This is a genomic window from Streptomyces colwelliae, assembly GCF_048158785.1.
Taxonomy (GTDB): domain Bacteria; phylum Actinomycetota; class Actinomycetes; order Streptomycetales; family Streptomycetaceae; genus Streptomyces.
This window is the reverse complement of sequence record NZ_JBLTJC010000008.1, coordinates 56,515-80,134: the sequence shown is the minus strand read 5'-3', so window position 1 is coordinate 80,134 and position 23,620 is coordinate 56,515. Positions and strand designations below refer to the sequence as shown.

The 23,620-nt window shown below is 70.6% G+C and carries 17 protein-coding genes; 5 read left to right on the top strand and 12 right to left on the bottom strand.

Features of this window, described 5'->3' with window-relative positions; translation table 11 throughout:
• Positions 1–84: 84 nt before the first annotated feature.
• Positions 85–1,257 carry a saccharopine dehydrogenase family protein gene (locus ACNFOC_RS03420; RefSeq protein ID WP_416956420.1) on the bottom strand — a complete coding sequence of 391 codons (1,173 nt, stop codon included), beginning with the start codon at positions 1,255–1,257 and terminating at the stop codon, positions 85–87.
• A 131-nt stretch (positions 1,258–1,388) separates the two neighbouring features.
• Between ACNFOC_RS03420 and ACNFOC_RS03415 the strand changes: the two genes are divergently transcribed.
• The gene (locus tag ACNFOC_RS03415) at positions 1,389–2,096 is read left to right on the top strand and encodes a TetR/AcrR family transcriptional regulator (protein ID WP_416956418.1); all 708 of its coding nucleotides are present in this window, start codon (positions 1,389–1,391) and stop codon (positions 2,094–2,096) included.
• A 146-nt stretch (positions 2,097–2,242) separates the two neighbouring features.
• Here the strand turns inward: ACNFOC_RS03415 and ACNFOC_RS03410 are convergent, their stop codons facing one another.
• Positions 2,243–3,142, bottom strand: a complete 900-nt coding sequence (locus tag ACNFOC_RS03410) for a LysR family transcriptional regulator ArgP (RefSeq protein ID WP_416956417.1) — start codon at positions 3,140–3,142, stop codon at positions 2,243–2,245.
• Between the two features lie 68 nt (positions 3,143–3,210).
• Between ACNFOC_RS03410 and ACNFOC_RS03405 the strand changes: the two genes are divergently transcribed.
• Positions 3,211–3,822 carry a LysE/ArgO family amino acid transporter gene (locus ACNFOC_RS03405; protein WP_416956415.1) on the top strand — a complete coding sequence of 204 codons (612 nt, stop codon included), beginning with the start codon at positions 3,211–3,213 and terminating at the stop codon, positions 3,820–3,822.
• Positions 3,823–3,902: 80 nt separating this feature from the next.
• The gene (locus ACNFOC_RS03400; protein ID WP_416956413.1) at positions 3,903–5,213 is read left to right on the top strand and encodes an MFS transporter; all 1,311 of its coding nucleotides are present in this window, start codon (positions 3,903–3,905) and stop codon (positions 5,211–5,213) included.
• A 6-nt stretch (positions 5,214–5,219) separates the two neighbouring features.
• Here the strand turns inward: ACNFOC_RS03400 and ACNFOC_RS03395 are convergent, their stop codons facing one another.
• From ACNFOC_RS03395 to ACNFOC_RS03380, 4 genes are all read right to left on the bottom strand, one after another.
• Positions 5,220–5,669 (bottom strand): cyclic nucleotide-binding domain-containing protein, encoded by a 450-nt coding sequence (locus ACNFOC_RS03395; RefSeq protein ID WP_416956411.1) that lies wholly within the window; start codon positions 5,667–5,669, stop codon positions 5,220–5,222.
• Between the two features lie 250 nt (positions 5,670–5,919).
• Positions 5,920–6,099: a hypothetical protein gene (locus ACNFOC_RS03390; protein WP_416956409.1), complete on the bottom strand. Its 180-nt coding sequence runs from the start codon at positions 6,097–6,099 to the stop codon at positions 5,920–5,922.
• 28 nt (positions 6,100–6,127) lie between these two features.
• A complete protein-coding gene (locus tag ACNFOC_RS03385; RefSeq protein WP_416956407.1) occupies positions 6,128–8,389 on the bottom strand; it encodes an FUSC family protein in 2,262 nt (753 codons plus the stop codon).
• A 47-nt stretch (positions 8,390–8,436) separates the two neighbouring features.
• Positions 8,437–9,813 carry an NAD(P)/FAD-dependent oxidoreductase gene (locus ACNFOC_RS03380; RefSeq protein ID WP_416956405.1) on the bottom strand — a complete coding sequence of 459 codons (1,377 nt, stop codon included), beginning with the start codon at positions 9,811–9,813 and terminating at the stop codon, positions 8,437–8,439.
• A gap of 248 nt (positions 9,814–10,061) precedes the next feature.
• Here ACNFOC_RS03380 and ACNFOC_RS03375 point away from each other — a divergent pair, with 248 nt between their 5' ends.
• Positions 10,062–10,886: a methyltransferase domain-containing protein gene (locus ACNFOC_RS03375; protein ID WP_416956403.1), complete on the top strand. Its 825-nt coding sequence runs from the start codon at positions 10,062–10,064 to the stop codon at positions 10,884–10,886.
• A 31-nt stretch (positions 10,887–10,917) separates the two neighbouring features.
• Here the strand turns inward: ACNFOC_RS03375 and ACNFOC_RS03370 are convergent, their stop codons facing one another.
• The gene (locus ACNFOC_RS03370; RefSeq protein ID WP_416956401.1) at positions 10,918–12,822 is read right to left on the bottom strand and encodes an AMP-dependent synthetase/ligase; all 1,905 of its coding nucleotides are present in this window, start codon (positions 12,820–12,822) and stop codon (positions 10,918–10,920) included.
• A gap of 167 nt (positions 12,823–12,989) precedes the next feature.
• On the opposite strand from ACNFOC_RS03370, the gene ACNFOC_RS03365 reads away from it, so the two are divergent.
• Positions 12,990–14,375: an aminotransferase class V-fold PLP-dependent enzyme gene (locus ACNFOC_RS03365; protein WP_416956399.1), complete on the top strand. Its 1,386-nt coding sequence runs from the start codon at positions 12,990–12,992 to the stop codon at positions 14,373–14,375.
• A gap of 40 nt (positions 14,376–14,415) precedes the next feature.
• Here the strand turns inward: ACNFOC_RS03365 and ACNFOC_RS03360 are convergent, their stop codons facing one another.
• The 5 genes from ACNFOC_RS03360 to ACNFOC_RS03340 form a co-directional block, all read right to left on the bottom strand.
• Positions 14,416–16,089: an ATP-binding cassette domain-containing protein gene (locus tag ACNFOC_RS03360; RefSeq protein ID WP_416956397.1), complete on the bottom strand. Its 1,674-nt coding sequence runs from the start codon at positions 16,087–16,089 to the stop codon at positions 14,416–14,418.
• Positions 16,090–16,101: 12 nt separating this feature from the next.
• Positions 16,102–18,255 carry a 1,4-alpha-glucan branching enzyme gene (gene glgB / locus ACNFOC_RS03355; protein WP_416956424.1) on the bottom strand — a complete coding sequence of 718 codons (2,154 nt, stop codon included), beginning with the start codon at positions 18,253–18,255 and terminating at the stop codon, positions 16,102–16,104.
• Between the two features lie 218 nt (positions 18,256–18,473).
• Positions 18,474–19,841 carry a maltokinase N-terminal cap-like domain-containing protein gene (locus ACNFOC_RS03350; protein ID WP_416956395.1) on the bottom strand — a complete coding sequence of 456 codons (1,368 nt, stop codon included), beginning with the start codon at positions 19,839–19,841 and terminating at the stop codon, positions 18,474–18,476.
• Between the two features lie 28 nt (positions 19,842–19,869).
• Positions 19,870–21,588, bottom strand: coding sequence for a maltose alpha-D-glucosyltransferase (gene treS / locus ACNFOC_RS03345; protein WP_416956393.1), 1,719 nt, complete (start codon positions 21,586–21,588; stop codon positions 19,870–19,872).
• On the bottom strand, positions 21,585–23,576 hold the full coding sequence (locus ACNFOC_RS03340) for an alpha-1,4-glucan--maltose-1-phosphate maltosyltransferase (protein ID WP_416956391.1): 1,992 nt from the start codon (positions 23,574–23,576) through the stop codon (positions 21,585–21,587). The genes treS and ACNFOC_RS03340 overlap by 4 nt, the downstream gene beginning before the upstream one ends.
• Positions 23,577–23,620 lie beyond the last annotated feature (44 nt).

Sequence of the window (23,620 nt, the reverse complement as noted above, 5' to 3'; positions counted from 1 at the left end):
ATCCCAAGCCGCCCATGCGGGACGCCCTCGACAGCCTCCACAGCGTCCTGATCCTCTACAACCGCGTCCAAGGCAGCCTCGTCCTCAACACCCAGATAGACGACACCCGTTCGGACGCAGCACGCCCGAGCCGCTCCACGCCCCCGTGGCCAGCAACTCCAGGGCGATCACCGGGTTGATGGCCGTCTGCCAGACCACTGCCTGGGAGCCGTACTCCGCCATCGACCACTGGTTGTCGACCACGTGGTAGAGGTACACCTCGCGCGGCGCCCCGTCCTTCGTGCCGCGCACCCACGTGCCCGCACACGTCTTGCCGTGCATACGGTCGCCCAGCGTCGCGGGGTCGGGCAGGCAGGCGGCCACAACATCCCTGGGGGACACGGCAGTCGGGCCCGAAGCGCTCGGCACGGTGACCGGCTCGGTGCGGTCGAGGCCCAGCAGGTGGAGGGTCTTGAGGGTCTCGATGAAGTCGCCGCCCAGGCCGTACTTGAAGGTGACCCGGCGCGCGTCGACCCAGCGCGGGACCAGCAGCACCTCCTCGTGCTCCACGTTCACGCACTCGACCGGGCCGATGCCCTCGGGGAAGTCGAACACCTCGGGCTCGCTGAACGGTTCCGTGGTGAACCAGCCGCGGTCGGCCTCGTAGACCACCGGCGGGTTCAGGCACTCCTCGATCGTCGTCCAGATGCTGAAGGAGGGCGCGAAGTCGTAGCCGTCGACGGTGAGGTTCGCCCCGTCGCGGATGCCGATCTCCTCGATCTCGTCGAAGAGTTCATCGGCGGCGTAGCGCGCGAACACGTCCGAGAGACCCGGCTCCACACCCATCCCGACGAGGGCCAGCGCACCGGCCTTCTCCCACTCGGCCGCGTCCTCGAACTGCGCGTCCCCGAGCTTGACCCCGCACTCCTCGTACGGTCGGTCCGGGTGCGGCCGGGACAGCGACATCGCCATGTCGAGGTAGTTGGCCCCGGCGGCACGCGCCGCACGGAACAGGGGCAGGACGAAGCGCGGGTCGGTCGCGTTCAGCAGCACATCGCACTCGTGCGTACGCAGCGCCGCCACGACGGCCTCCTCGGCGCTCGCGTCCAGCCGCTCGGCGCGGAACCGGGCGCCGTCCGCCCCGAGCGCCGCGACCGCGGCCTCCGCCCGGGAGAGGTCGTAGTCGGCGACCACCATCGCGTCGAAGAACGGACGCCGGGCCGCGATCCGGGTGACCGCGGTTCCCACACCACCGGCTCCCACGAGCAGTACACGCATGGCAAGAACTCCTTCACTGCCGAAATCTCACGGGCGATACAACGCCGGTCGCGCGGATAAGGTCAATGGCGTTGGCATAAGGGCACGCATAGACGCGCATGGACGCACAGGGACACGCAGAGGAGGCCGCGATGCCGAAACCGGTGGTGTCGGAGGAGAAGCGGCGACGGCGCCGTCCCACCAAGAACGGCACCGTCCTGTCCGAGCAGCTGATCGTCGACACGGCCCTGCGCATGCTGCGCGAACACGGCAGCGCCGGTCTGACCGCCCGCCGTCTGGGCCTGGCCCTGGACGCCGACCCGAGCACGCTCTACCGCTATTTCCGCGGCATGGACGAGCTGACCCTGGCCATCGGCGACGCCCTCGTCGGGCAGGCGCTGCGGGGCTGGGAGCCGACGGGGGAGTGGCGGGCCGACCTGCGCGCGATCGGCCTGCGCATCCACGCCGCGTACGTCGCCCACCCGCAGGCCGCCCAGCTCACCGCGAGCCGGGTCACCGGCCGGGCCAACGAACTGGCCGCCGACGAGGCCGTGTTGGACGTGCTGCGCACGGCCGGGTTCCCGCTGCCGGACACCGTGCGGATCTACCACGCGTTCATCGACCAGACCCTGGCCTTCGCCGCCCTGGATGCCGCGTCCCTCGCCCTGCCGAGCGCGGCTCTCCGCGCCGACGAGGACATGTGGCGCTCGACCTACGCCCGCCTGCCCCGCACCACCCACCCCCGCATCGCCGAGGCGGCCCCGCTCCTGGCGGCCCGCATGGCCGACAGCGCGTATCCGACGGCTCTGGAGATGCTGCTGGACAGCGCGGCCGCCCGACTGAAGTCCACGCGTCCCTGAGCAGCCCGTGCGAGGTTCACCGTGATGCGGCAGCGCCCCGAAGGGGCGCGGGGAACGGCGCGATCAGCCACGACGGCGTAGCAGACGAACAACGGCACACTGCGGCCCCGCGGCGGAGCCGCACATCGACACGACCGATGGCGCGCTCAGCCCCGCAACGCCTCCGCCGCCGTCCCCATGACCGCCCCCGCCACGGCCGCCAGCGCAGGCGAGTCCAGCTTCCACTGCTGCCAGTACAGCGGCACGTCGACCGACCTCTCCGGCGCGAAGTTCACCAACCGCCCGGCACTCAACAGCGGAGCTGCCTGCATCTCCGGCACCATGCCCCACCCCAACCCCGCGGCGACGGCCTCGACGAACCCCTCCGAGGTCGGCACGAGATGCCGTACCGCACTCGCACCGCCCTGTCCGCGCAGCAGCCGTCGTACGAAGGAGTCCTGGAAGTCGTCCCGCCGGTCGAAGGTGATCACCGGCGCCTCGGTCAGCGTGTCCCGCAGTGGACCCGCGAGATACGTGTCCCTGAACTCCGGGTTCGCGACCGGCAGATAGCGCATCCGTCCCAGCGCCCGGACCGAGCAGCCCGGGACGGCGTCCGGTGACGAGGTCACCGCCGCCATGACCAGGCCCTCGCGGAGCAGGGCCGCCGTGTGGTCCTCGTCCTCGCGGCGGAGTTCGAAGCAGACCCGGAGTTCGCGCGGGACGCGGGTGAGGGCGCCCAGGAACCAGGTGGCCAGCGAGTCGGCGTTCACGGCGATCGACACCCGGGTCGACTCCCCGGCCCCGCTCATCCCCAGCTCGGCGCGCGCGTCCCGTTCCAGGCGGGCCAGTTGGCGCGCGAAGCGCACGACCACCTCGCCGGACTCGGTCGTCCGCACCGGCTTGGTGCGCAGCAGGAGGACCCGGCCGGTGCGCTGCTCCAGGGCCTTCACGCGCTGGCTGACCGCCGAGGGCGTCACATGCAGGGCGGCGGCCGCCGCGTCGAACGTGCCCTCGTCCACCACGGCGAGCAGCGTGCGTACCTGGTCGAGGGGAAGCTCCGAAATCATCACGAGCGCTAATGTTACGTAAGAATCTTTAGCTGTACTCCTGACGCCGGCGTCCTTAGCGTCGAGGCGTGACCAACGCACTGTCCGCCGCCGCCGCGGGATTCGGCACCGGCCTCTCCCTCATCGTCGCCATCGGCGCCCAGAACGCCTTCGTCCTGCGCCAGGGCATCCGCCGCGACGCCGTCCTCGCCGTGGTCGGCATCTGCGCCCTGTCGGACGCGCTCCTCATCGCGCTGGGCGTCGGCGGGGTCGGCGCGGTCGTGGTCGCGTGGCCGGGCGCGCTGAAGGCGGTCGGACTCATCGGCGGCGCCTTCCTGCTCTGCTACGGCGTCCTCGCCGCCCGCCGGGTGTTCCGGCCCGCCGCCCTGCACGCCGAGGGCGAGTCGACCGGCTCGCGCCGCCGGGCCGTCCTCACCTGTCTGGCGATGACCTGGCTCAACCCGCACGTCTACCTGGACACCGTGTTCCTGCTCGGCTCCATCGCCGCCGCCCACGGCCCGCTGCGCTGGACCTTCGGACTCGGCGCCGTCTGCGCCAGCCTGTGCTGGTTCACCGCGCTCGGCTTCGGCGCCCGCCTGCTCAGCCGTTTCCTCGCCAGGCCCTCCGCCTGGCGGGTGCTGGACGGCCTGGTCGCCGCGACGATGATCGGTCTCGGCGCAATGCTCGCCGCCGGAGCGTGAGATGCCGGATTCGGCAGCCACAGCCGGTGCTGCGATAGTGAACCCCGGTCGATTAGATGTAGCGAGCAACCAGGAAGCCAGTGGACACGAGCGAGAGCACCGACAGCGGCACGGAACCCGAGTCGGAGAAGGACCGGGAACCGGCGACGGGCCCCCGGCGCGGCTGGCGCCGCTGGGCGATGGACACCCGCCCGCTGCGCATCCCCGCCTACCGCCGACTGTGGTCCTCGACCATCGTCACGGCCGTCGGCAGCCAGCTCACCGCCGTCGCCGTACCCAAGCAGATCTACGACATCACGGGCTCCTCGGCCTGGGTCGGCGCCGCCAGCATGGCCGGCCTGCTGCCGCTCATCGTGTTCGCGCTGTGGGGCGGGGCGATCGCCGACAGCATGGACCGCCGCAAACTGCTGCTGATCACCAACAGCGGCATAGCCGTGACCTCGGTGCTGTTCTGGGTCCAGGCCGCCACCGGGCTCGAATCCGTGGTCGCGCTGATGGTGCTGCTCGCCGTGCAGCAGGCCTTCTGGGGCCTCAACGCGCCCGCCCGCAACGCCTCCATCGCCCGCCTGGTCCCCGCTGGACAGCTGCCCGCCGCCAACGCCCTCGGCTCGACCGTCATGCAGACAGGGCAGGTCGTCGGACCGCTCCTCGCGGGTGTCCTCATCCCGGTCATCGGCCTGCCCGAGCTGTATCTCATCGACGCGCTGGCCCTGTGCGTCACGCTCTGGGCGGTCGTCAAGCTGCCCTCGCTGCCGCCTCTGGAGTCCGCGACACCGCGGCGCGCGGGCTGGCGCGAGGTCGCCGCCGGCTTCCGCTACATCTCGCTGCACAAGGTGCTGCTGCTGTCCTTCCTCGCCGACATCATCGCGATGGTCTTCGGCATGCCCCGCGCCCTGTTCCCGCAACTCGCCGCCCAGACCTACGCGCCCTACGGCGAGGGTCTCGCGCTCGGCATGCTGTTCGCGGCGATCCCCATCGGGGCTGTGGTCGGCGGACTGTTCTCCGGCACGTTCTCGCGGGCACGCCGGCACGGCTGGATGGTGATCGGCGCGGTCGTCGCCTGGGGCGCTGCCATCACCGGTTTCGGGCTGAGCAGCAACCTGTGGATCGGCGTGGTGTTCCTCGCCGCCGCCGGAGTCGCCGACATGGTCTCCATGGTGTTCCGCGGGGCGATCCTGCTGTCCGCCGCCACCGACGAGATGCGCGGCCGTATGCAGGGCGTCTTCACCGTCGTGGTGGCGGGCGGCCCACGCCTCGCCGACGTGCTGCACGGCACGGCGGGCTCGGCTTTCGGCCCGCGTACGGCGGTCGCGGGCGGCGGCATCCTGGTCGTGGTCATCATGCTGACCCTGGCCGCCACCGTCCCGGCGCTGCGCCGCTACCGCATCTGAGGGCGCTCAGACGGGCCCATGGCTCGCGTAGTGCTCCATCAGCTTGCTCCGGGTCAGCTCCAGCCGGTGCGCGAGGATCTCCGCGACGATCCGGACCAGGGAGAGCCCGAGCAGCGGATCCTCCACGCACAGCGCGAGGACGGCCGCCGCGTCGAACTCGTAGGCCCGCACGGCACTGAACGCCTCCGCGCCGAAGTCCCACTTGTACGGCGGGAACAGCCAGGACCAGCCGAGCAGGTCGCCCGCGCCGAGCGTGGCCACGGTGACCCGCTGCTGCGCGGTGACCCGCTGGTCGAGCGAGACGGCGCCGGAGCGGACGACCCAGAAGCGGTCGGCCGTGCCGTCCGCCTCGAAGATCCTGGAGTCCTCGGCGAAGGAGACCTCCTGCGCGAGCTCCATGAGCCGTTCGCGCTGGGTCTGGGGCAGGGCGGTCAGCAGTTTTATCGCTTGGGTCATGGCACAGGGCTCCTCGCCGGCAGCGGATCCGGAATTCTCCCTACGCCCATTTCAGCCTCTGCCGACGTCCCGGGCACCTCGGGGGACGGAATCCGGGCATGAAAAAGCCCTGGCTGGACGGGGGAGACCAGCCAGGGCCGTAAGCGGTGGCGGCGGAGGACCCTACGGTCGACTCCGTGACCACGTATGCATGAACCGTAAACCATCCACGGGCATTTCGTACCCAACTCAACCGGGCGCGTGACCGGTTTCACTTCGTGGCATGCCGGCCGGGGGCCACGATCTCGTCCAGCACGCGCAGAACCACCTCGTAGGCCACTTCCCTCACGGCGTCGCCCTGTTCCGACCATGTCCGCACCTCCTGGGCCGCGAAGGCCCGGGCCCGCTGGATGCGCCGCAACAGTTCGTCCGAGTCCACGACATCTGTCATGCGTGTCGCCTACCCAGGCGCGCGCAGTTCACTGCGCCGGGGCCGCGATCGGTACGTCGAGCGGCCGGGCCAGGCCGACCACGGCCTCGTCGAGGCGCTGCAGATGCCGCAGCACGCGGTCCGTGACGCGCCCGTAGCGCGGGGTCCCCGGCGTTCCGGGCCGCAGCAGGGACGCGATGCTGGGCCCGGTCTCGATCGCGCCGACGCCGTCCCCGTCTTCGCCCTCGTCGGTGACGTACGCGCCGATCACCCCGATGTTGTGCACGATCCGGCGACCCGCCTCACGCAGCCGGGGATCGGCCGCTATCGACGGATGCGTGGGCAGCAGCTCGGCGGTCGCCGCCAGATACCGCGCGTGATAGGCGCAGGTCTCCAGGAGTGCGACGACGTACCGTGCCGTGTCCCGGCGCGCCCGCAACGGTGTGATCGGGTGGGTCAGCGGCTGTGTGGAAGCGCTCAGGTCGGCCAGCGCCTGGTCCAAGTCCCGTGCTTTGTCGAGCAGTTCGGCCGGGGCCCCACCGCTGAGCTGGTCGACGGCGGCCTCGGTGACGTCCGTGAGCCGCGCCAGCACGGTGCCGAGGAGTTCGTTCGTACGGCGGTCCGTGTGCACCGGCAGCACCAGCGCCGCAGCGACCACCCCGCAGGCCGCGCCGAGCGCCGTCTCCTCGACCCGCAGCACCAGCACCGACGCGCTGTAGGTGTGCAGCAGCGTGTAGAGCAGGCCCAGCATCGCGGTGACGAAGAAGGACATCAGGGTGTACGACAGCGGTGCCGTGTAGAACATCGCGAAGATGAACAGCAGCACCAGCGCGAACGCCGTCCAGGTGTGATGCCCGACCAGGCCCGCGAGGCCGATACCGGCCACGACACCCAGGACCGTGCCCAGCAGCCGCCGGTAGCCCTTGACGAGGATCTCGCCGGTCGACGAGGTGTTGATGAACACGATCCAGCAGGTCAGTACCGCCCAGTACCAGCGCTGGCTGGACAGGAACTCGCCGCCGATGATGGCCAGCGAGGATCCCACGGCGACCTGCACGGCCGCCCGCGTCGTCGGGCGCCGCAGTCCCGTGCGCTCCGCGTCCTCCCCCTCGGCCTCCTCGCTGCCCGCGATGGCGACGTCCTCCGCGTCCAGCTCCTCGCGCGAGCGGGTCGTCGCGGGCGTGTCCTCCGACTCGTCCTGCGGCCCGTCCACGGCGATCCGCAGCCCCAGCACCGCACGCCCGGCCTCGCCGATGCCCCGGAACACGTCCTGCACGGCGTCCGACGCGGGCGGCAGGTTCTCCTCCTCGCGATATCCGAGGAGCCGGTTGCGCACATGCGCCAGCCCCGTGCCCGAGTCCGTGCCCGCCGGCCGCAGGACGAGCAGGCGCAGTGCCTCCAGATCGCGGCGCAGCGTGTCGGTCGTCTCGTCCCGCTTGGGCAGCCGGTCGCCGGCGGGGACGGGCGCGCCCGGCAGGTGCAGGGTCAGCGTGTGGCCGCGCTCGGCGCTGCGCGCGGTCAGCAGCAGGAGCCCGAGCCGCTCGGCGGCGACCTCGGCGTCCGCGATACGGCGCTGCACGAGCCGCGCCGCCGTCTCGTCGGAGGTCCCGTCCTCCAGCCGGCCCTGGATCAGCAGCGCCGTCTCGTGCAGTCGCGCGGTGCCCTCCCGTACGTCGACGAGGGCCTTCTCCATGTCGTCGGGACCGGCGTCGAGCAACGCGAGCTGCGCGGTCACGAGCTGGGCGAACCGCGCCCGGAACGCCCGCCGCAGCCGGTCCAGCGTCCCCGTGGGCGTCTCCGGCACCAGCGCGAACCGCACCAGCGCGCTGCACACGAAGGCGACGCCGAGCACGCCGTACAGCCGCGGCAGCGCGGAGACGGTCGCGCCGACGAACAGGGACAGGAAGTAGATCTGGAAGCCGATCAGCCCGAGCGCCGTGCCGCGGTCGCCGAACCGGCGGCTGTAGACGGCGCCGAAGATCAGCAGGACGAAGAAGACGTCACCCGCGACCACCCGCGAGTTCAGCAGCGCGCTCAGCGACACCGAGGCCAGGGCGACGGGCAGCCCCTGGGCGAGTGTCACCGCTTGCTGTCCGCGCTGCTTCTCGCGGATGGCGAACATGGAGACCATCGCCGCCATCGCCCCGGCCACCAGATGCGGCACCGAGGCCCGCAGGAGGGAGAGCACGGCCAGCGTGAGCGCGATCGCGGACACCGTCCGCAGCCCCGCCGTCAGCCGCAGCAGCCCGGGATCGGACGCCGCGACGCGATCCCACACCCGTGCCCACGCCGCCCGTCCCGCTGCCCTCACGCCGCCGTACTCTCCCCAGGTTCACATCAAGATCCGTGACACCGATGCTACGGCTCCTGGGTCCCGGACCCTTCGACGCGCTCCCGTACCTGCTCCGGCGACAGATACGAGTCGGTGTACTCGAAGTCCTTCAGCGTGGCCGGTTTGCGGGCCTGGAAGCCGGTGCGCACGAAGTCGTCGCCGGCCAGCGCGTTGAGCGTCCAGTTCGTCGCGACGCGGACCTTGGCGACGTTCGTGCGCAGCGCCGACCAGTGGTAGCCGCGGGCCACGACCTGGGCGGGGAAACCGCGCAGTTCGATGCCGAGCGGCTTGGACACCGCGTCCGTGCCGCCGAGGTCCACGACGAGCCCGAGGTCCTTGTGGACGTACGGCTTCAGGGGCTGGTTGCGCAGCGTCGCGATCACGTTCTCGGCGACCACCTTGCCCTGCCGCATGGCGTGCTGCGCGGTCGGCGGGCAGATCGCGCCGTCCCCGCCCTTGGCCTCGTCCGGCACCGCGCCCGCGTCACCGAGCGCGAACACCCCGTCGTGACCGGGCAGGTTCATGTCGGAGGTGACCGCGAGCCGCCCCCGCACCGTCTCCGCGCCCAGCGTGGCGATCAGCGGGCTGGCCACCACACCGGCCGTCCAGATCAGCGTGCGGGTCGGCACCACCCGGCCGTCGGTGAAGGTGACCTCCTCCGGCCCCGCCTTCGCGATCGAGACGCCGAGGGAGATGTCGATACCGCGCCGGGTGAGGATCTCCTGCGCGCTCTTGCCGAGCTTGTCGCCCAGCTCGGGCATCAGCTTCGGCGCGATGTCGATGAGGTGCCACTTGATCAGACTCGGGTCGATCCGCGGGTAGCGCTTGACCGCGGCGTGCGTCAGCTTCTGGAGGCAGGCGGCCGTCTCCGTGCCGGCGTAACCACCGCCCACCACCACGAATTGGAGCCGCGAGGCCTTCTCCGCCGGGTCGTCGCTCGCGTCCGCGAGGTCCAGCTGCGTGATGACGTGGTCGCGGATGTAGGCGGCCTCGGCGAGGGTCTTCATCCCGAAGGCGTGATCGGTCAGCCCGGGGATGTCGAAGGTGCGGGTGATGCTGCCGGGGGAGAGCACGATGTAGTCGTAGGGCTCGTTCACGATCTCGTCGTTGATCGTGCGGATCACACAGACCTTGGCCTTGATGTCCACACCGATCGCGCCGCCCGGGATGATCCGGGTGCGGTACTTCTTGCTGCGGCGCAGCGAGACGGCGATCGACTGCGGGGTCAGGACGCCGGAGGCGACCTGGGGCAGCAGGGGCAGATAGAGCTGGTAGGAGAACGGCGTCACCAGCGTGACGTCGGCTTCCTCCGGGGTCAGTTTCCTCTCCAGGCGGCGAACGCACTCCACTCCTGCGAAGCCTGCGCCAACCACCAGGATCCTCGGTCGTGTCACGGTGTTCATCCCTTCTGCGGCTCCAGGCGGTCTGCCTCGACGCCGTACGCCTGCCCCGGATCGCTGCCTCGCACCACATCGATCCCACCGTGCCGGGAGCCGTTCCGCCAGCTGAGCGCGGCAGGCAGACGTACGCGTGAAGCACCAGCATGCCCCGCGGACGCCCTTCGTACGCCGCGGACGTGTGAACAAATGGCGCACCTGAACGACCTTTGACCGATCCCGCGGCGATCGCCGCGGACCGTAGAGTGCACGCCATGTCGCACACTCAGCCCGAGCCGGGGTCAGGCTTCCGCACCCAGAACATCGACACCGGCGACGTGTCGCGGCTGGTGGCCGCGCTCGACATCCAGGAAGCCAATCCAGGCGTACGACGACTGCGCGCATGGGCGCACGAGGCACTCGCCCCGGGCAGCGGTGAACGCGCCCTCGACATCGGGGCCGGCACCGGATCGACCACCCGTGAACTGGCCGCCGCCGTCGGCTCGAACGGGTCGGCACTCGGCGTCGAACCCAACCCCGGGCTGCGCGCGGTCGCCGAGGAGCGGGCCGCGTCGGCCGGCAGCCCGGCCCGCTTCACGGACGGCGACGCGCTGTCCCTGCCCGTGCCCGACGCCTCCGTGGACGTCGTCTGGTGCGAACGGGTGCTCCAGCACCTCGCGGAACCGGACAAGGCCGTCGCCGAGATGGCCCGCGTGCTGCGCCCCGGCGGGCGCGTGGCGCTGCTCGACACCGACTGGGCGACCACGATCCTGCACCCGGGCGACCCCGAGGTCACGGCCGCGTTCACCTCCGGCGCCCTCACCAGCGCGGCCAACCCCTACTCGGGACGCCGGCTCGTCGGCCAGCTGAGCGCCGCCGGACTCGTCGTCGACGACCGCGGCTCGCAGGCGCTGCTCCAGGACCACCGGTCGGTGGCCTGGCCGCTGATCCGCATGCTCGGCGAGTCCGCGGTGCGCCGCGGCGCACTGACCGAGGCCCAGCGCGACCGCGCCTACGCCGACCTCACCGAGGCCGCCGAGCGCGGCGCGCTGCACATGTCCGTCACGATGTTCGCGGTCGTCGCCCACCGCCCGGAGTGATCGTCGGCCGGAGTGACCCCCGCCCGATGACCTAGCGGAACACGTTGTCCGCGTCGTCCCAGCCCGCGAGCTGCTCCTCCGCCGACTGCTGCGGGACACGCGCGCGTGCCTGGTACATCGCGTCGATCTCGAACGCGTAGTGCCGCACGATCGCGTCCCTGCGCAGCTTCATCGACGGCGTCAGCAGCCCGCCCGCGACGTCGAACGGCTGCGGGAGCACCCGGAACACCCGGATCGACTCGGCGCGCCCCACAGGGCTGTTGGCGGCCGCCACGGCCCGCGTGATCTCCTCCCGCAGCGCGTTCTCCTCCCGCGCCTCCCGGCCCCGCGCGTCGCTCTGAAGAGCCAGTCCGGCACGCCAGTGCGCCACGAACTCCGGGTCCAGGGTGAGCAGCGCCCCCACACAGGGACGGTCGTCGCCCACGACCACCGCCTGATGGATCAGGGGATGCATCCGCAGCCGGTTCTCCAGAGCGGCCGGCGCGACGCTCTTGCCGCTGCTGGTGATGATGATGTCCTTCTTGCGGCCGGTGATCGTCAGATACCCCTCGGTGTCCAGCCGTCCGATATCACCGGTGGCCAGCCAGCCCGCGTGGACCGCGGCCCGCGTCGCCCGCTCGTCGTTGATGTAGCCCTGGAACACCGAGGGCCCGTGCACCAGGATCTCGCCGTCCTCCGCGACCCGGATCTCCGTGCCCGGCAGCGCCTGCCCCACCGTGCCGATCTTCTCCCGGCCCAGCGGCTGCATCGTGATCCCGCCGGCGGTCTCCGTCAGCCCGTAGCCGTCGTGCACGAGGATGCCGATGCCCGAGTAGAACAAGGACAGTTCACGGTTCAGCGGAGATCCGCCCGACGTGGCACGGACCACCCGGCCGCCCAGCCCGGCACGCAGTTTGCGGTACACGGTCCGCTCGAACAGGGCGTGTTGGAGCCGCAGGTCGAAGCTGGGGCCCGAACCCCGGCCGAGTCTCTGCCGCTCCTCGGCCGTGGCGAACTCCCGCGCGGTCGAGGCGGCCCGCTCGAACAGGGCGCCCCGGCCGAGCTGTTGGGCCGTACGGAGAAAGTTCTTGTAGATCTTCTCGAAGATGGACGGCACCGCGTACAGGTACGTGGGCCGGAAGGTGCGCAGTGCCGACACCAGCGCCGCCTCGGTCATCTCCGGCTCGTGCGCCATCAGCCAGCCGCCGCGCATGCACAGGCCCTGGATCATCAGCCCGTACACGTGCGAGAACGGCAGGAAGGCCAGCACGGCCGGCTGTTCCCCGGGCGGCGCCGCCGTGTGCGACCAGCCCGCGAGCAGCGTGTCGCAGGGGCTGGCCAGACTGCGGTGGCTCAGCGCGCAGCCCATGGGACGGCCCGAGGTGCCCGAGGTGTAGGCGATGACCGCGGTCGAGTCCGGCATCACGATCCGGCGCAGCGAGTCCACCGTGGTCTGTGGGATGTACGTGCCCCGCTCCACGATCTGGGCCATCGCCCCGGAGTCCAGCTGCCAGACATGCCGCAGCAGCGGCAGCGCGGCACACACCGTGCCGACGGTCATGATGCCCTGCTCGTCCTCCACGACCACGGCCACACAGTTGGCGTCCCGCAGGATCCACTCGACCTGCTCCCGCGAGGACGTCGGATGCACCGGCACGACCTCGGCGCCGACCGCCCACAGGGCGTGGCTGAACACGGTCCACTCGTACCGGGTGCGGGCCATGATCGCGACCCGGCTGCCCGGCGATATCCCGGAGGCGATCAACCCCTTTGCCAGATCGACGACTTCGTCCCGCAGCTCGACGGCCGTCACCTCCTCCCACACCGCGGAGGTCGGGTCCGGCTTGCGCGCGATCAGCGGAAGGGTGGGATTGAGGACCGCGGTCTCGAAGACGCTGTCGGCGAGGCCGCCGTTGAGGGTGGAGGCGGGGGGTGGAGCGACGGCGAAGTCGCGCATGCGCTGCTCCTGGGTTGTACGGGGCGTGACTCTGCCGACCATTGCTGTTATCGACGGTGCTCGAATCTAGCCCAGGTGTGAGCGTTTGGTGAGGGGAACCGTGAAGTGCCTGTGCGGAGATTGATGGTTGAGTGGGACCGACCTGACAAAGCGGGGGGTACGAGGCCATGAACGCGGTGGATCTGGGCGAGTTGAGGGCGCACGACTTCGGCTACCTGGACGCCGATGGACACACCTATCTCGACTACACGGGCGCCGGACTCGCCCCGGCCTCCCTCGTCCGGGCCAGCGCCGAGCGCATCACCGGAAGCGTCTTCGGCAACCCCCACTCGGAGAGCCCCGCCTCCCGCGCCTCGGGCGACCTGCTCGCCCACGCCCGCGCCGCGGTGCTCCGGCACTTCCACGCGGACCCGGCCGAGTACACGGTGGTGTTCACCGCGAACGCGACGGCCGCGCTGCACCTGGTCGGCGAGTCCTACCCGTTCGTCCCGGGCAGCAGGCTCGTGATGCTCCTCGACAACCACAACTCCGTGAACGGACTGCGGGAGTACGCACGGGCAGGCGGCGCGAAGACCGAGTATGTCCCGGTCCACGGCCAGGAGTTGGCGATCGACGAGGAGCGACTGCGCACCGCGCTCACGGCCCGCAGGCGCCGACGCGGACTCCTCGCCTATCCGGCACAGAGCAACTTCACCGGCGTACGGCACTCCCTGGACTGGATCGCCACGGCCCACGAACACGGCTACGACGTCCTGCTCGACGCCGCCGCGTTCGTGCCGACCAACCCCCTCGACCTGTCCCGGTACCACCCGGACTTCACCGTGGTCAGCTGGTACAAGGTGTTCGGCTACCCCACCGGCATAGGCAGCCTGATCGTCCGCCGCGAGGCCCTCGCCCGACTGCGCCGCCCCTGGTTCTCCGGCGGCACCATCTACGCCGCGAGCGCCCAGGCACAGTGGCACGTCCTCGCCGACGGCGAGGCGGCCTTCGAGGACGGCACCGTCAACTTCCTCTCCATACCCGACATCACGGCCGGCCTGGAGTGGATCGACACCATCGGCATGGACCGGGTCCACGATCACGTGGCCCGCCTGACCGGCCAACTCCTCACCGGCATCGCCGGGTTACGCCACACCGACGGCTCCCCGATGACACGGGTCTACGGCCCCACCGGCACCGGCCCCGCACGCGGTGGCACCGTCGCCCTCAACCTCCTCGGCGCGGACGGCCGGGTGATCGACGAACGCGTCGTCTCCCAGGACAGCGCCGAGCACCGCATCTCGCTCCGCTACGGCTGCTTCTGCAACCCGGGCGCCGGGGAAGCCGCGTTCGCGTTGCCCTTGCGCAGCCTGCGCTCGGCGGCCCGCAAACCGCTGGGCTCCCTGGAGGAGTACCTGGACGTGCTGGGGCTGCCGTCGGCCGGTGCGGTCCGGGTCTCGGTGGGCGTCTCCTCGCAACCCAGGGACGTGGAAAGGTTCCTGGAGTTCGTCGCGGACACGTACCGCGACCGCGTACCGACGGTGGCCGGCCTCGCGGACCGGGCGGGCTGCTGAGTGACTGCTGGGGGCGCCTCACAGTCCGAGAAGGGGCGTCTCACCGCCCCGAGCGCGCCGCAGCCACCCCCTGACGGCACTTGCGCACCAGCACCGCCCAGGTCGCCGCCAGGAACAGCACGGCGAACCCCGCGAGGATCAGCCAGCCGCGCCCCGCCGGATGCGCGAACGAGTCACCGTACGAGCGCAACAGCGGTGGTCCCGCAAGGGAGTTGCCGTCGCGCCACAGGCTCTCCAGGCCGATCGCGCTGCCCAGTGCCTCGAAGGCCCAGCGGTTGGTCATCGCCCAGCTGATCGCCTCCCCGACGGACGCCATGCGCGGCACCGGCACGAACGCCCCCGAGAACAGCACCTGCGGGAAACAGAGCAACGGCAGCATCAGGGTCGCCTGCCCCGGATCCGTGACCGCCGCCGAGGTGAGCAGCCCGAGGGCGAGCGCCGCGGCCGAGGCCAGCACACTCGTGAGGAACAGCGAGGCGTACGTGTCCCAGCCCGCCGCCGGCAGCCGGTCCAGCGCGCGCAGCACCGCCAGGAGCAGCGCGTCCGCCGCCGCCAGCACAGGCAGGACGGTGGTCAGCTTCGAGGCGACATACGGCCCGATCCGCACCCCGGCCAGCCACTCACGGCGCAGCACCGCCAACTCCGTGCAGATCTGAAGCAGTCCGTACGTCAGCCCGAAGAAGAACGCCCCGAACGCGATCCAGAACATGATCATCGCCGTGGACCCCGGATCGGGCGCCGCCGGATTGAACGCGCGCGCTCGGAACAACACCGCGAACATCGCCACGATCATCACCGGCGACCCCACGAACACGGCGACCGACAGCCGGTTGTGCACCAGCAGCGCCGTCGTACGACGGGTCAGCAGCGCCCACTGGCGTACGGCACCGACGCGCTGCGGACGGTGCGCGACAGGCGCCGGCGCCCGCTCCGCGCGCGGCACCGGGGCGGCGCGCTCGGCGCGTCTCCCTTCCGCCACCGCCGCGTACACGTCCTCCGCCGTCTCCGCACCGAACGCCCCGAGCAGCGCGTCCGGCGCCCCCACGAACGCGACCGCCCCGCCCGGCGACAGGAACACGACCTGATCGCAGCGCGGCAGATCGGCCAGCACATGGGTGGTGAGGACGACGGTGGTCCCGGACTCGGCCAGACCGCGCAAGGTCGCCAGCAGCGCGGCCCCGGTGACCGGATCGAGCCCGGACGTGGGCTCGTCGAGGAACAGCACCCGGGGCCGGGTCAGCAACTCGGCGGCGATACAAGCCCGTTTGCGCTCCCCGCCGCTCAGCGCGCGCACCGGCGTGTCGGCGCGCTGGGCAAGACCGAGGACGTCGAGCACCTCCGCAACCCGCGCCGACACCGTCTCACCCGGCATCCGCAGCCGTCCCGCGTACTCCAGCGTGCGCCGCAACGGCAGCTCACGGTGGATGACGTCCTCCTGCGGTACGAACCCGAACTCCGGCCCGGGCGGCCCGGGTTGGGCCCCGTCGTGCAGTACGTCCCCCGAGGTCGGGCCCTGGAGCCCCGCGAGGGTCTGCAACAGCACGGTCTTGCCCGCGCCGCTGCTGCCCGCGATGACCGTCAGCCGCCCGGCTCCGACCTCGAAGGACACGTCGTCCAACACCCGCCCGGCGCCCCGTACTTCCTGCGTGACGTCCCGCAACTCCAGGTGCAGGCCGGTTACTTGGGCGGTATCAGAATGGATCGGTGTCGGCATGCGAGCAGGATGTCACCCCGGTGTCAGCCACACCGTCGCGAGGGGCGGGAGGGTGAGCCGGATATGGCCGTCCTCCGGTTTGATCGGGTCGGGGTTCGTGACATCGCTGCCGCCGTAGACCGCGGCGTCCGTGTTGAGGGTTTCCTGCCAGGCGGGGATCTCGTCGGGGACACCGAGCCGGTAGTCATGGCGTACGACGGGGGAGAAGTTGCTGACCGCGAGGAGCGGCGAGCCCTCCGTGTCGAACCTGAGGAACGCGAAGACGTTGTCCTCGGCCGCGTCACCCATCACCCAGCGGAAGCCGCCGGGGTCGGTGTCGCGCTGCCAGAGGGCGGGGGTGGCGCGATAGGTGGTGTTGAGGTCGCGGACGAGGTCCTGGATGCCCCGGTGGTCGGGTGCGGCGTCGTAGGCGGGATCCAGGAGCCACCAGTCGGGGCCGTGGGACTCGGACCATTCGGCGCCCTGGGCGAACTCCTGGCCCATGAAGAGGAGTTGCTTGCCGGGGTGGGCCCACATGAATCCCAGATATGCGCGGTGGTTGGCGCGTTGCTGCCACCAGTCGCCCGGCATCTTCGACACCAACGACTGCTTCCCGTGGACGACTTCGTCGTGGGAGATCGGGAGGACGTAGTTCTCGCTGTAGGCGTACACCATGGAGAAGGTCATCTCGTGGTGGTGGAACTTGCGGTGGACGGGCTCGTGCGACATGTAGTCGAGCGAGTCGTGCATCCACCCCATGTTCCACTTGAACCCGAAGCCCAGCCCGCCGGTGTCGGTCGGCCGGGTCACCCCGTCCCAGGCGGTGGACTCCTCGGCGATCGTCACGACACCGGGCACCCTGCGGTACACGGTCGCGTTCATCTCCTGGAGGAAGGTCATCGCGTCCAGGTCCTCGCGCCCGCCATGGACGTTCGGGGTCCACTGGCCCGAGTCGCGTGAGTAGTCGAGGTAGAGCATCGAGGCGACGGCGTCCACGCGCAGGCCGTCGATGTGGAACTCCTGGCACCAGTAGACGGCGTTCGCCACAAGGAAGTTGCGTACCTCGGTGCGTCCGAGGTCGAACTCGTACGTCCCCCAGTCCGGGTGCTCGGCCCGCCGTTCGTCCCCGGGTTCGTACAGCGGCTCCCCGTCGAACCGGGCCAGCGCCCAGTCGTCCTTGGGGAAGTGCGCCGGAACCCAGTCCATGATCACGCCGATACCGGCCTGGTGGAACGCGTCGATCAGGAACTTGAAGTCGTCCGGGGTGCCCAGGCGGGAGGTCGGCGCGTAGAAACCGGTGACCTGGTAGCCCCAGGAACCGCCGAAGGGGTGCTCGGCCACCGGCATGAACTCGACGTGGGTGAAGCCCAGTTCGTTCACGTACGCGGGCAGCTCGACGGCGAGCTGACGGTACGTCAAGCCCTGTCGCCAGGACGCGAGATGGACCTCGTAGACCGAGATGGGCGCCTCGTGGACCGGGGTTTCCGTCCGGCGGGCCAGCCAGTCCTCGTCGCCCCACTCGTAGTGCGAGGCCGTCACGATGGACGCGGTGGCGGGCGGCACTTCGGTGCGACGGGCCATGGGGTCGGCCTTCAGGAAGCGCTCGCCGTTCCGGGAGGTGATCTCGAACTTGTAGCGGGCCCCCTCGCCCACACCCGGCAGGAACAGCTCCCACACGCCCGACGAACCGAGCGACCGCATCGGGAAGGCCGTACCGTCCCAGGAGCTGAAGTCCCCGGCGATGCGCACCCCTTGGGCATTCGGCGCCCACACGGTGAAGCGGGTACCGGCCACGTCTGCGTGCGTCATCGGCTCCGCGCCGAGCGCCTTCCACAACTCCTCGTGGCGCCCCTCCTTGATGAGGTGCAGGTCGAGTTCACCGAGGGCGGGCAGAAAGCCGTACGGATCGTGGACCTCGTGCTCGTCGCCCTCCGCGTACGACACCAGCAGCGTGTACGCCGGGAGCGTGTCGAGCGGGAGTACGGCGGAGAAGAGGCCGCCGCCCTCCGAGGTGAGCGGGGTGCGGAAACCGTCGATCACGACGCTCACGGCACGGGCGTACGGACGCAGCGCCCGGAAGACGGTCCCGCCCGGCACCGGATGCGCGCCGAGCAGCGCGTGCGGGTCGTGGTGGGCGCCCGCGAGCAGGCGGTCGCGGGCGGCCGGGTCCAAGGGGGCGGATGCCATGGGACCGCCCGCGCCCAGGGGAGCCGGAGCGGTCGTGGGCGAGCCGCTCGTCTCCGGTGTCCCGGTCACGGTCCGGTCGCCGGTCTCCGGCAGGCCAGGCACGGCCGGGCCGGAGGCATCCGGTGCGGCCGGCCCGGTCTGTTCGCCCGTATCCGGGCCGACGGTCGCGGGCGGACCGCCCGCCTCCTGAGGTGAAGTGTCGCGCAGGGCCACGGAGTTCAGCCTCCTCGGACGGCGAGACGCTCGATCGCCGCCATGGGTACGGGAAGCCAGTCCGGACGGTGTCTGGCCTCGTACAGCACTTCATACACAGCGCGGTCCGTCTCGTACGCGCGCAGCAGGGCGTGCTTGGTGCGGGGGTCCCAGCCGGCCCGGGCCGCGTAGCCCGCGCAGAAGGCCTCCCGGCAGCGGCGGGCCCACTCCGGGCGCCAGGGACGGCGCTGCCGGGCCGCGTAGTCGAAGGAACGCAGCATGCCGGCGATGTCCCGCACCGGGGACTGCGCGCTGCGCCGCTCGGCCAGCGGCTTGGACGGCTCGCCCTCGAAGTCGATGACGAACCAGTCGCGTCCGGCCCGCAGCACCTGCCCGAGATGCAGATCGCCGTGGATGCGCTGGGCGGGCGGCCCGGCGTCACGGCCGACCAGCGCGCCGAACGCGGTCCGCAGTCCCGGCACGAACGGCCGCAGCGCCGGCACGGAGTGCGCGGCGGCCTCCAGACGCTCGGTCATCGCCGCCGCCGTACGGTCGTTCTCGGCGAGGGGACCGCCGCCGGACGGGAAGGCCGCGGCCAGCGCGAGATGGACATCGGCGGTGGCCTGCCCCAACTCATGAGCCTCGGTGGTGAATTCGTCACTGTCGGCGAGTGCGCGCAGCGCGAGCGCCCAGCCGTCGGAGGCGTCCGGCAGGAACGGCTGGAGCACGCCGAGTGTCGCGGCGCGTGGTTCGGCCGTCCGGAACCACGCCACCGGCGCGGGGACCCGCTTGCAGCCCTGTGCCGCCAGCGCCCCCGGCAGCTCCAGGTCCGGATTGACGCCGGACTGGATGCGCCGGAACACCTTCAGGATGAACCGATCGCCGTACACCAGCGAGGAGTTGGACTGCTCGGCACCCAGCAGCCGGGGCGCGAGTCCGGCGGGCACGGACGCCGACGGGTCCGCCTCGAAGTGCAGGGGACCCGTCGTACCGGGATGCCGCAGCCGCTCCAGCAACAGCTCCGCCGACCGCGGATCCTGTAGCGCGTCGTAGACCGCGAGCCCGGCCAACGGACCCTCCTGCACACGCCCGATGAAGGCCCGGGCGAGCCGCGGCGAGACGTGTTCCCGTACGCCCAGCAGGAGTTGGTAGCAGTCGCCGGGCGGGGGAGTGCCACCCGGCGCGGGGACCCCGGTGTGGGAGGTGCGGACCAGCAGATGAAGGCAGCCCGGGAAGAGTTCCGTGGTGGACAGCACGTCGAGGTCGGCCACCGGCCGGTCCTTGCCGGCGAACCAGCGCTGCCCGGGCAGCCATTCGCGCAGCAGCCCGGCGAGCGTGGCCGGAGGCCGGTCGACGCCGGGGCCGCTCAGTCGGAGGGGTGCGGTCTTCGGCATGGTGACGCGTCCTTTCTCCTGCACATCCTCAAAGTCGTCGGCCGATACGGGAATTGGCTCGCGGGAGCCGGAACCAGTAGAAGCCGTGCCCCGCGAGCGTCAGCAGATACGGCAGTTCACCGATGGCGGGGAAACGCACCCCGCCGATCAGCTCCACGGGATGCCGGCCGTCGAACTCCCGCAGATCGAGCATGGTGGGCTGCGCGAACCGCGAGAAGTTGTGCACGCACAGGACGAGGTCGTCCTCGTACTCGCGCAGGAACGCGATCACCGCCGGGTTCGACGACTGGAGCTCCGTGTACGAGCCGAGGCCGAACGCCGGGTTCTGCTTGCGGATCTCGATCATGCGGCGGGTCCAGTGCAGCAGCGAGGAGGGCGACGACATCGACGCCTCGACGTTGGTGACTTGATAGCCGTAGACGGGGTCCATGATGGTCGGCAGGAAGAGGCGTCCTGGATCGCAGGAGGAGAAGCCCGCGTTCCGGTCGGGGGTCCACTGCATGGGGGTGCGGACGGCGTCGCGGTCGCCGAGCCAGATGTTGTCGCCCATGCCGATCTCGTCGCCGTAGTAGAGGATCGGCGAGCCGGGGAGCGACAGCAGCAGGGCCGTGAAGAGTTCGATCTGGTTGCGGTCGTTGTCGAGCAAGGTCGCGAGGCGCCTGCGGATGCCGATGTTGGCGCGCATACGTGGGTCCTTGGCGTACTCGGCCCACATGTAGTCGCGTTCCTCGTCGGTGACCATCTCCAGGGTCAGCTCGTCGTGGTTGCGCAGGAAGATGCCCCACTGGCAACCCGAGGGAATGGCAGGGGTTTTGGCGAGGATTTCCGAGACGGGGTAGCGGGACTCCCGGCGGACTGCCATGAAGATGCGGGGCATGACGGGAAAGTGGAATGCCATGTGGCATTCGTCGCCGCCGCCCTGGTAGTCGCCGAAGTAGTCGACGACGTCCTCGGGCCACTGGTTCGCCTCCGCCAGCAGCACGGTGTCCGGATACATCGCGTCGATCTCTCGGCGGACGCGCTTCAGGAAGTCGTGACTGGCGGGCAGGTTCTCGCAGTTGGTGCCTTCGGCCGCATAGAGATAGGGGACGGCATCGAGGCGGAAGCCGTCGATGCCGAGGTCGAGCCAGAAGCGGAGGGCGGCCAGGATCTCCTCTTGCACGGCCGGGTTCTCGTAGTTGAGGTCCGGTTGGTGGGAGAAGAAGCGGTGCCAGAAGTACTGCTTGCGGACGGGGTCGAAGGTCCAGTTCGACGCTTCGGTGTCGACGAAGATGATGCGGGCGTCGGGGTACTGCTTGTCGTCGTCGGCCCACATGTAGTAGTCGCCGTAGGGCCCGTCGGGGTCTTTCCTCGACTCCTGGAACCACGGGTGCTGGTCGCTGGTGTGGTTCATGACGAAGTCGATGATGACGCGCATGCCCCGCTGGTGGGCGGAGTCGACGAACTCGACGAAGTCGGCGAGGTCGCCGAACTCGGGGAGTACGGCGGTGTAGTCGGAGACGTCGTAACCGCCGTCGCGGAGTGGGGATTTGAAGAAGGGGGGTAGCCAGAGGCAGTCGACGCCGAGCCACTGGAGGTAGTCGAGTTTGGCGGTGATGCCCTTGAGGTCACCGACGCCGTCGCCGTTGCTGTCCTGGAAGGAGCGGACCAGGACCTCGTAGAAGACGGCGCGTTTGAACCACTCGGGGTCCCGGTCCTTGGCGGGAGTGTCCTCGAAGGTGTCGTGGACCGGTTCGTTGACAGTCATGAAGCTCTTGACCCTCCGCTCTGTGTGGACCGCCGGACGTGGAACACGTGCGCGGGAGCCCGGCCGGGTTCCAGACGCACATAGTTGCTCCTGCCCCACTGATAGGACTCACCCGTCAGTTCGTCGCACACCGACATGGATTCGTTTGATTCCAGGCCGAGTTGCGGCATGTCCAACGAGACCGTGGCCTCCTGGGTATGGTGCGGATCCAGGTTGACGACCACCAGAACCGTGTCCACACCCGATGTCTTGCTGTACGCGATCAGCGCGTCGTTGTCCGTCCGGTGGAAGCGGAGATTCCTGAGCTGGTGCAACGAAGGGTGACGGCGCCGGATGTCGTTGAGCTTGCCCAGCAATGGCGCGATGCTACGTCCTTCCAGCTCGGCGGACTCCCAGTCGCGCGGGCGGAGTTGGTACTTCTCCGAGTCGAGATACTCCTCGCTGCCCGGCCGGAGAGCGGCGTTCTCACATAGTTCGTAGCCGCTGTAGACACCCCAGGTCGGGGAGAGGGTGGCGGCCAGTACCGCGCGCAGTTCGAAGGCCGGGCGGCCGCCCTCCTGGAGGAACTCGTGCAGGATGTCGGGGGTGTTCACGAAGAGGTTGGGCCGCATGTAGGCGGCCGCTTCGCCGGACAACTCGCTGAGGTATTCGGTGAGTTCCTGTTTCGCGTTGCGCCAGGTGAAGTAGGTGTACGACTGCTGGAAGCCGATCTGCGCGAGCGTGTGCATCATCGCGGGGCGGGTGAACGCCTCGGCCAGGAAGATGATGTCCGGGTCGGTGCCGTTGATGTCCGCGATGACCCGGTCCCAGAAGACGACCGGTTTGGTGTGCGGGTTGTCGACGCGGAAGATCCGCACCCCGTGGTCCATCCAGTGGCGCAGCACGCGGACGGTCTCGGTGATCAGGCCGTCCATGTCCCGGTCGAAGGCGATCGGGTAGATGTCCTGGTATTTCTTCGGCGGGTTCTCCGCGTAGGCGATCGTGCCGTCGGGGCGGTGGTGGAACCACTCCGGGTGCTTGTCCACCCACGGGTGGTCGGGGGAGCACTGGAGCGCGAAGTCCAGCGCGATCTCCATGCCCAGCTCGGCGGCCCGCGCGACGAACGCGTCGAAGTCCTCCAGCGTGCCCAGCTGGGGGTGGATCGCGTCGTGGCCGCCCTCCGGTGAGCCGATCGCCCACGGGACACCGACGTCCTCACGACCGGCGGAGAGGGTGTTGTTCGGGCCCTTGCGGAAGGTGCTCCCGATGGGATGGATCGGCGGCAGATACACCACGTCGAAGCCCATCGCCGCGATCCCGTCCAGCCGTTTCGCGGCTGTACGGAACGTGCCGTGGGGCTGGGCCGGAGTGCCCTCGGAGCGCGGGAAGAACTCGTACCAGGCGCCGCACAACGCCCTTTCCCGCTCGACCACCAGAGAGCGAGGCTCGGAAACCGTCACCAACTCCCGCAGCGGATACCGCTCCAGCACCCTGTCCACACCCGGCGTCAACGCGGCCACGAACCGCGTCCCCACCGGCAGCGTGTCGTCGCGCAGCGTCTCCGCGGCGGCCAGCATCGTGGCGCGGGCCGGGCCCTCGGGCGCCCCGGCTGCGGCGCGCGCGTACAGCTCCGCGCCCTCCTCCAGCATCAGGCCGACGTCGATGCCGGCCGGGATCTTGATGCGGGCGGCCCGGCACCAGGTCGCGATGGGGTCGCCCCAGGCCTCCACGACGTAGGACCAACGGCCTGTCGTGGAAGGCGTGACCTCGGCGCCCCAGCGGTCGCTGCCGGGGGTGAGTTCCCGCATCGGGGTCCATGGGCCGGGGCGGCCGTCCGGGTCGTAGAGCACGGCGTTGGCGCCGATCGTGTCGTGGCCCTCGCGGAAGACGGTGGCGGTGACCTGGAACGTCTCGCCGACCACCGCCTTCGCCGGGCGTGCGCCGCTGTCCACGGACGGGCGTACGTCACGTACCGGAATGCGGCCGATGGCTGCCGGGGTCGCGTTCATGGGTCTCACCTCCGTCGTGCCGGAGGCCGGGCTGTTCGCCCGGC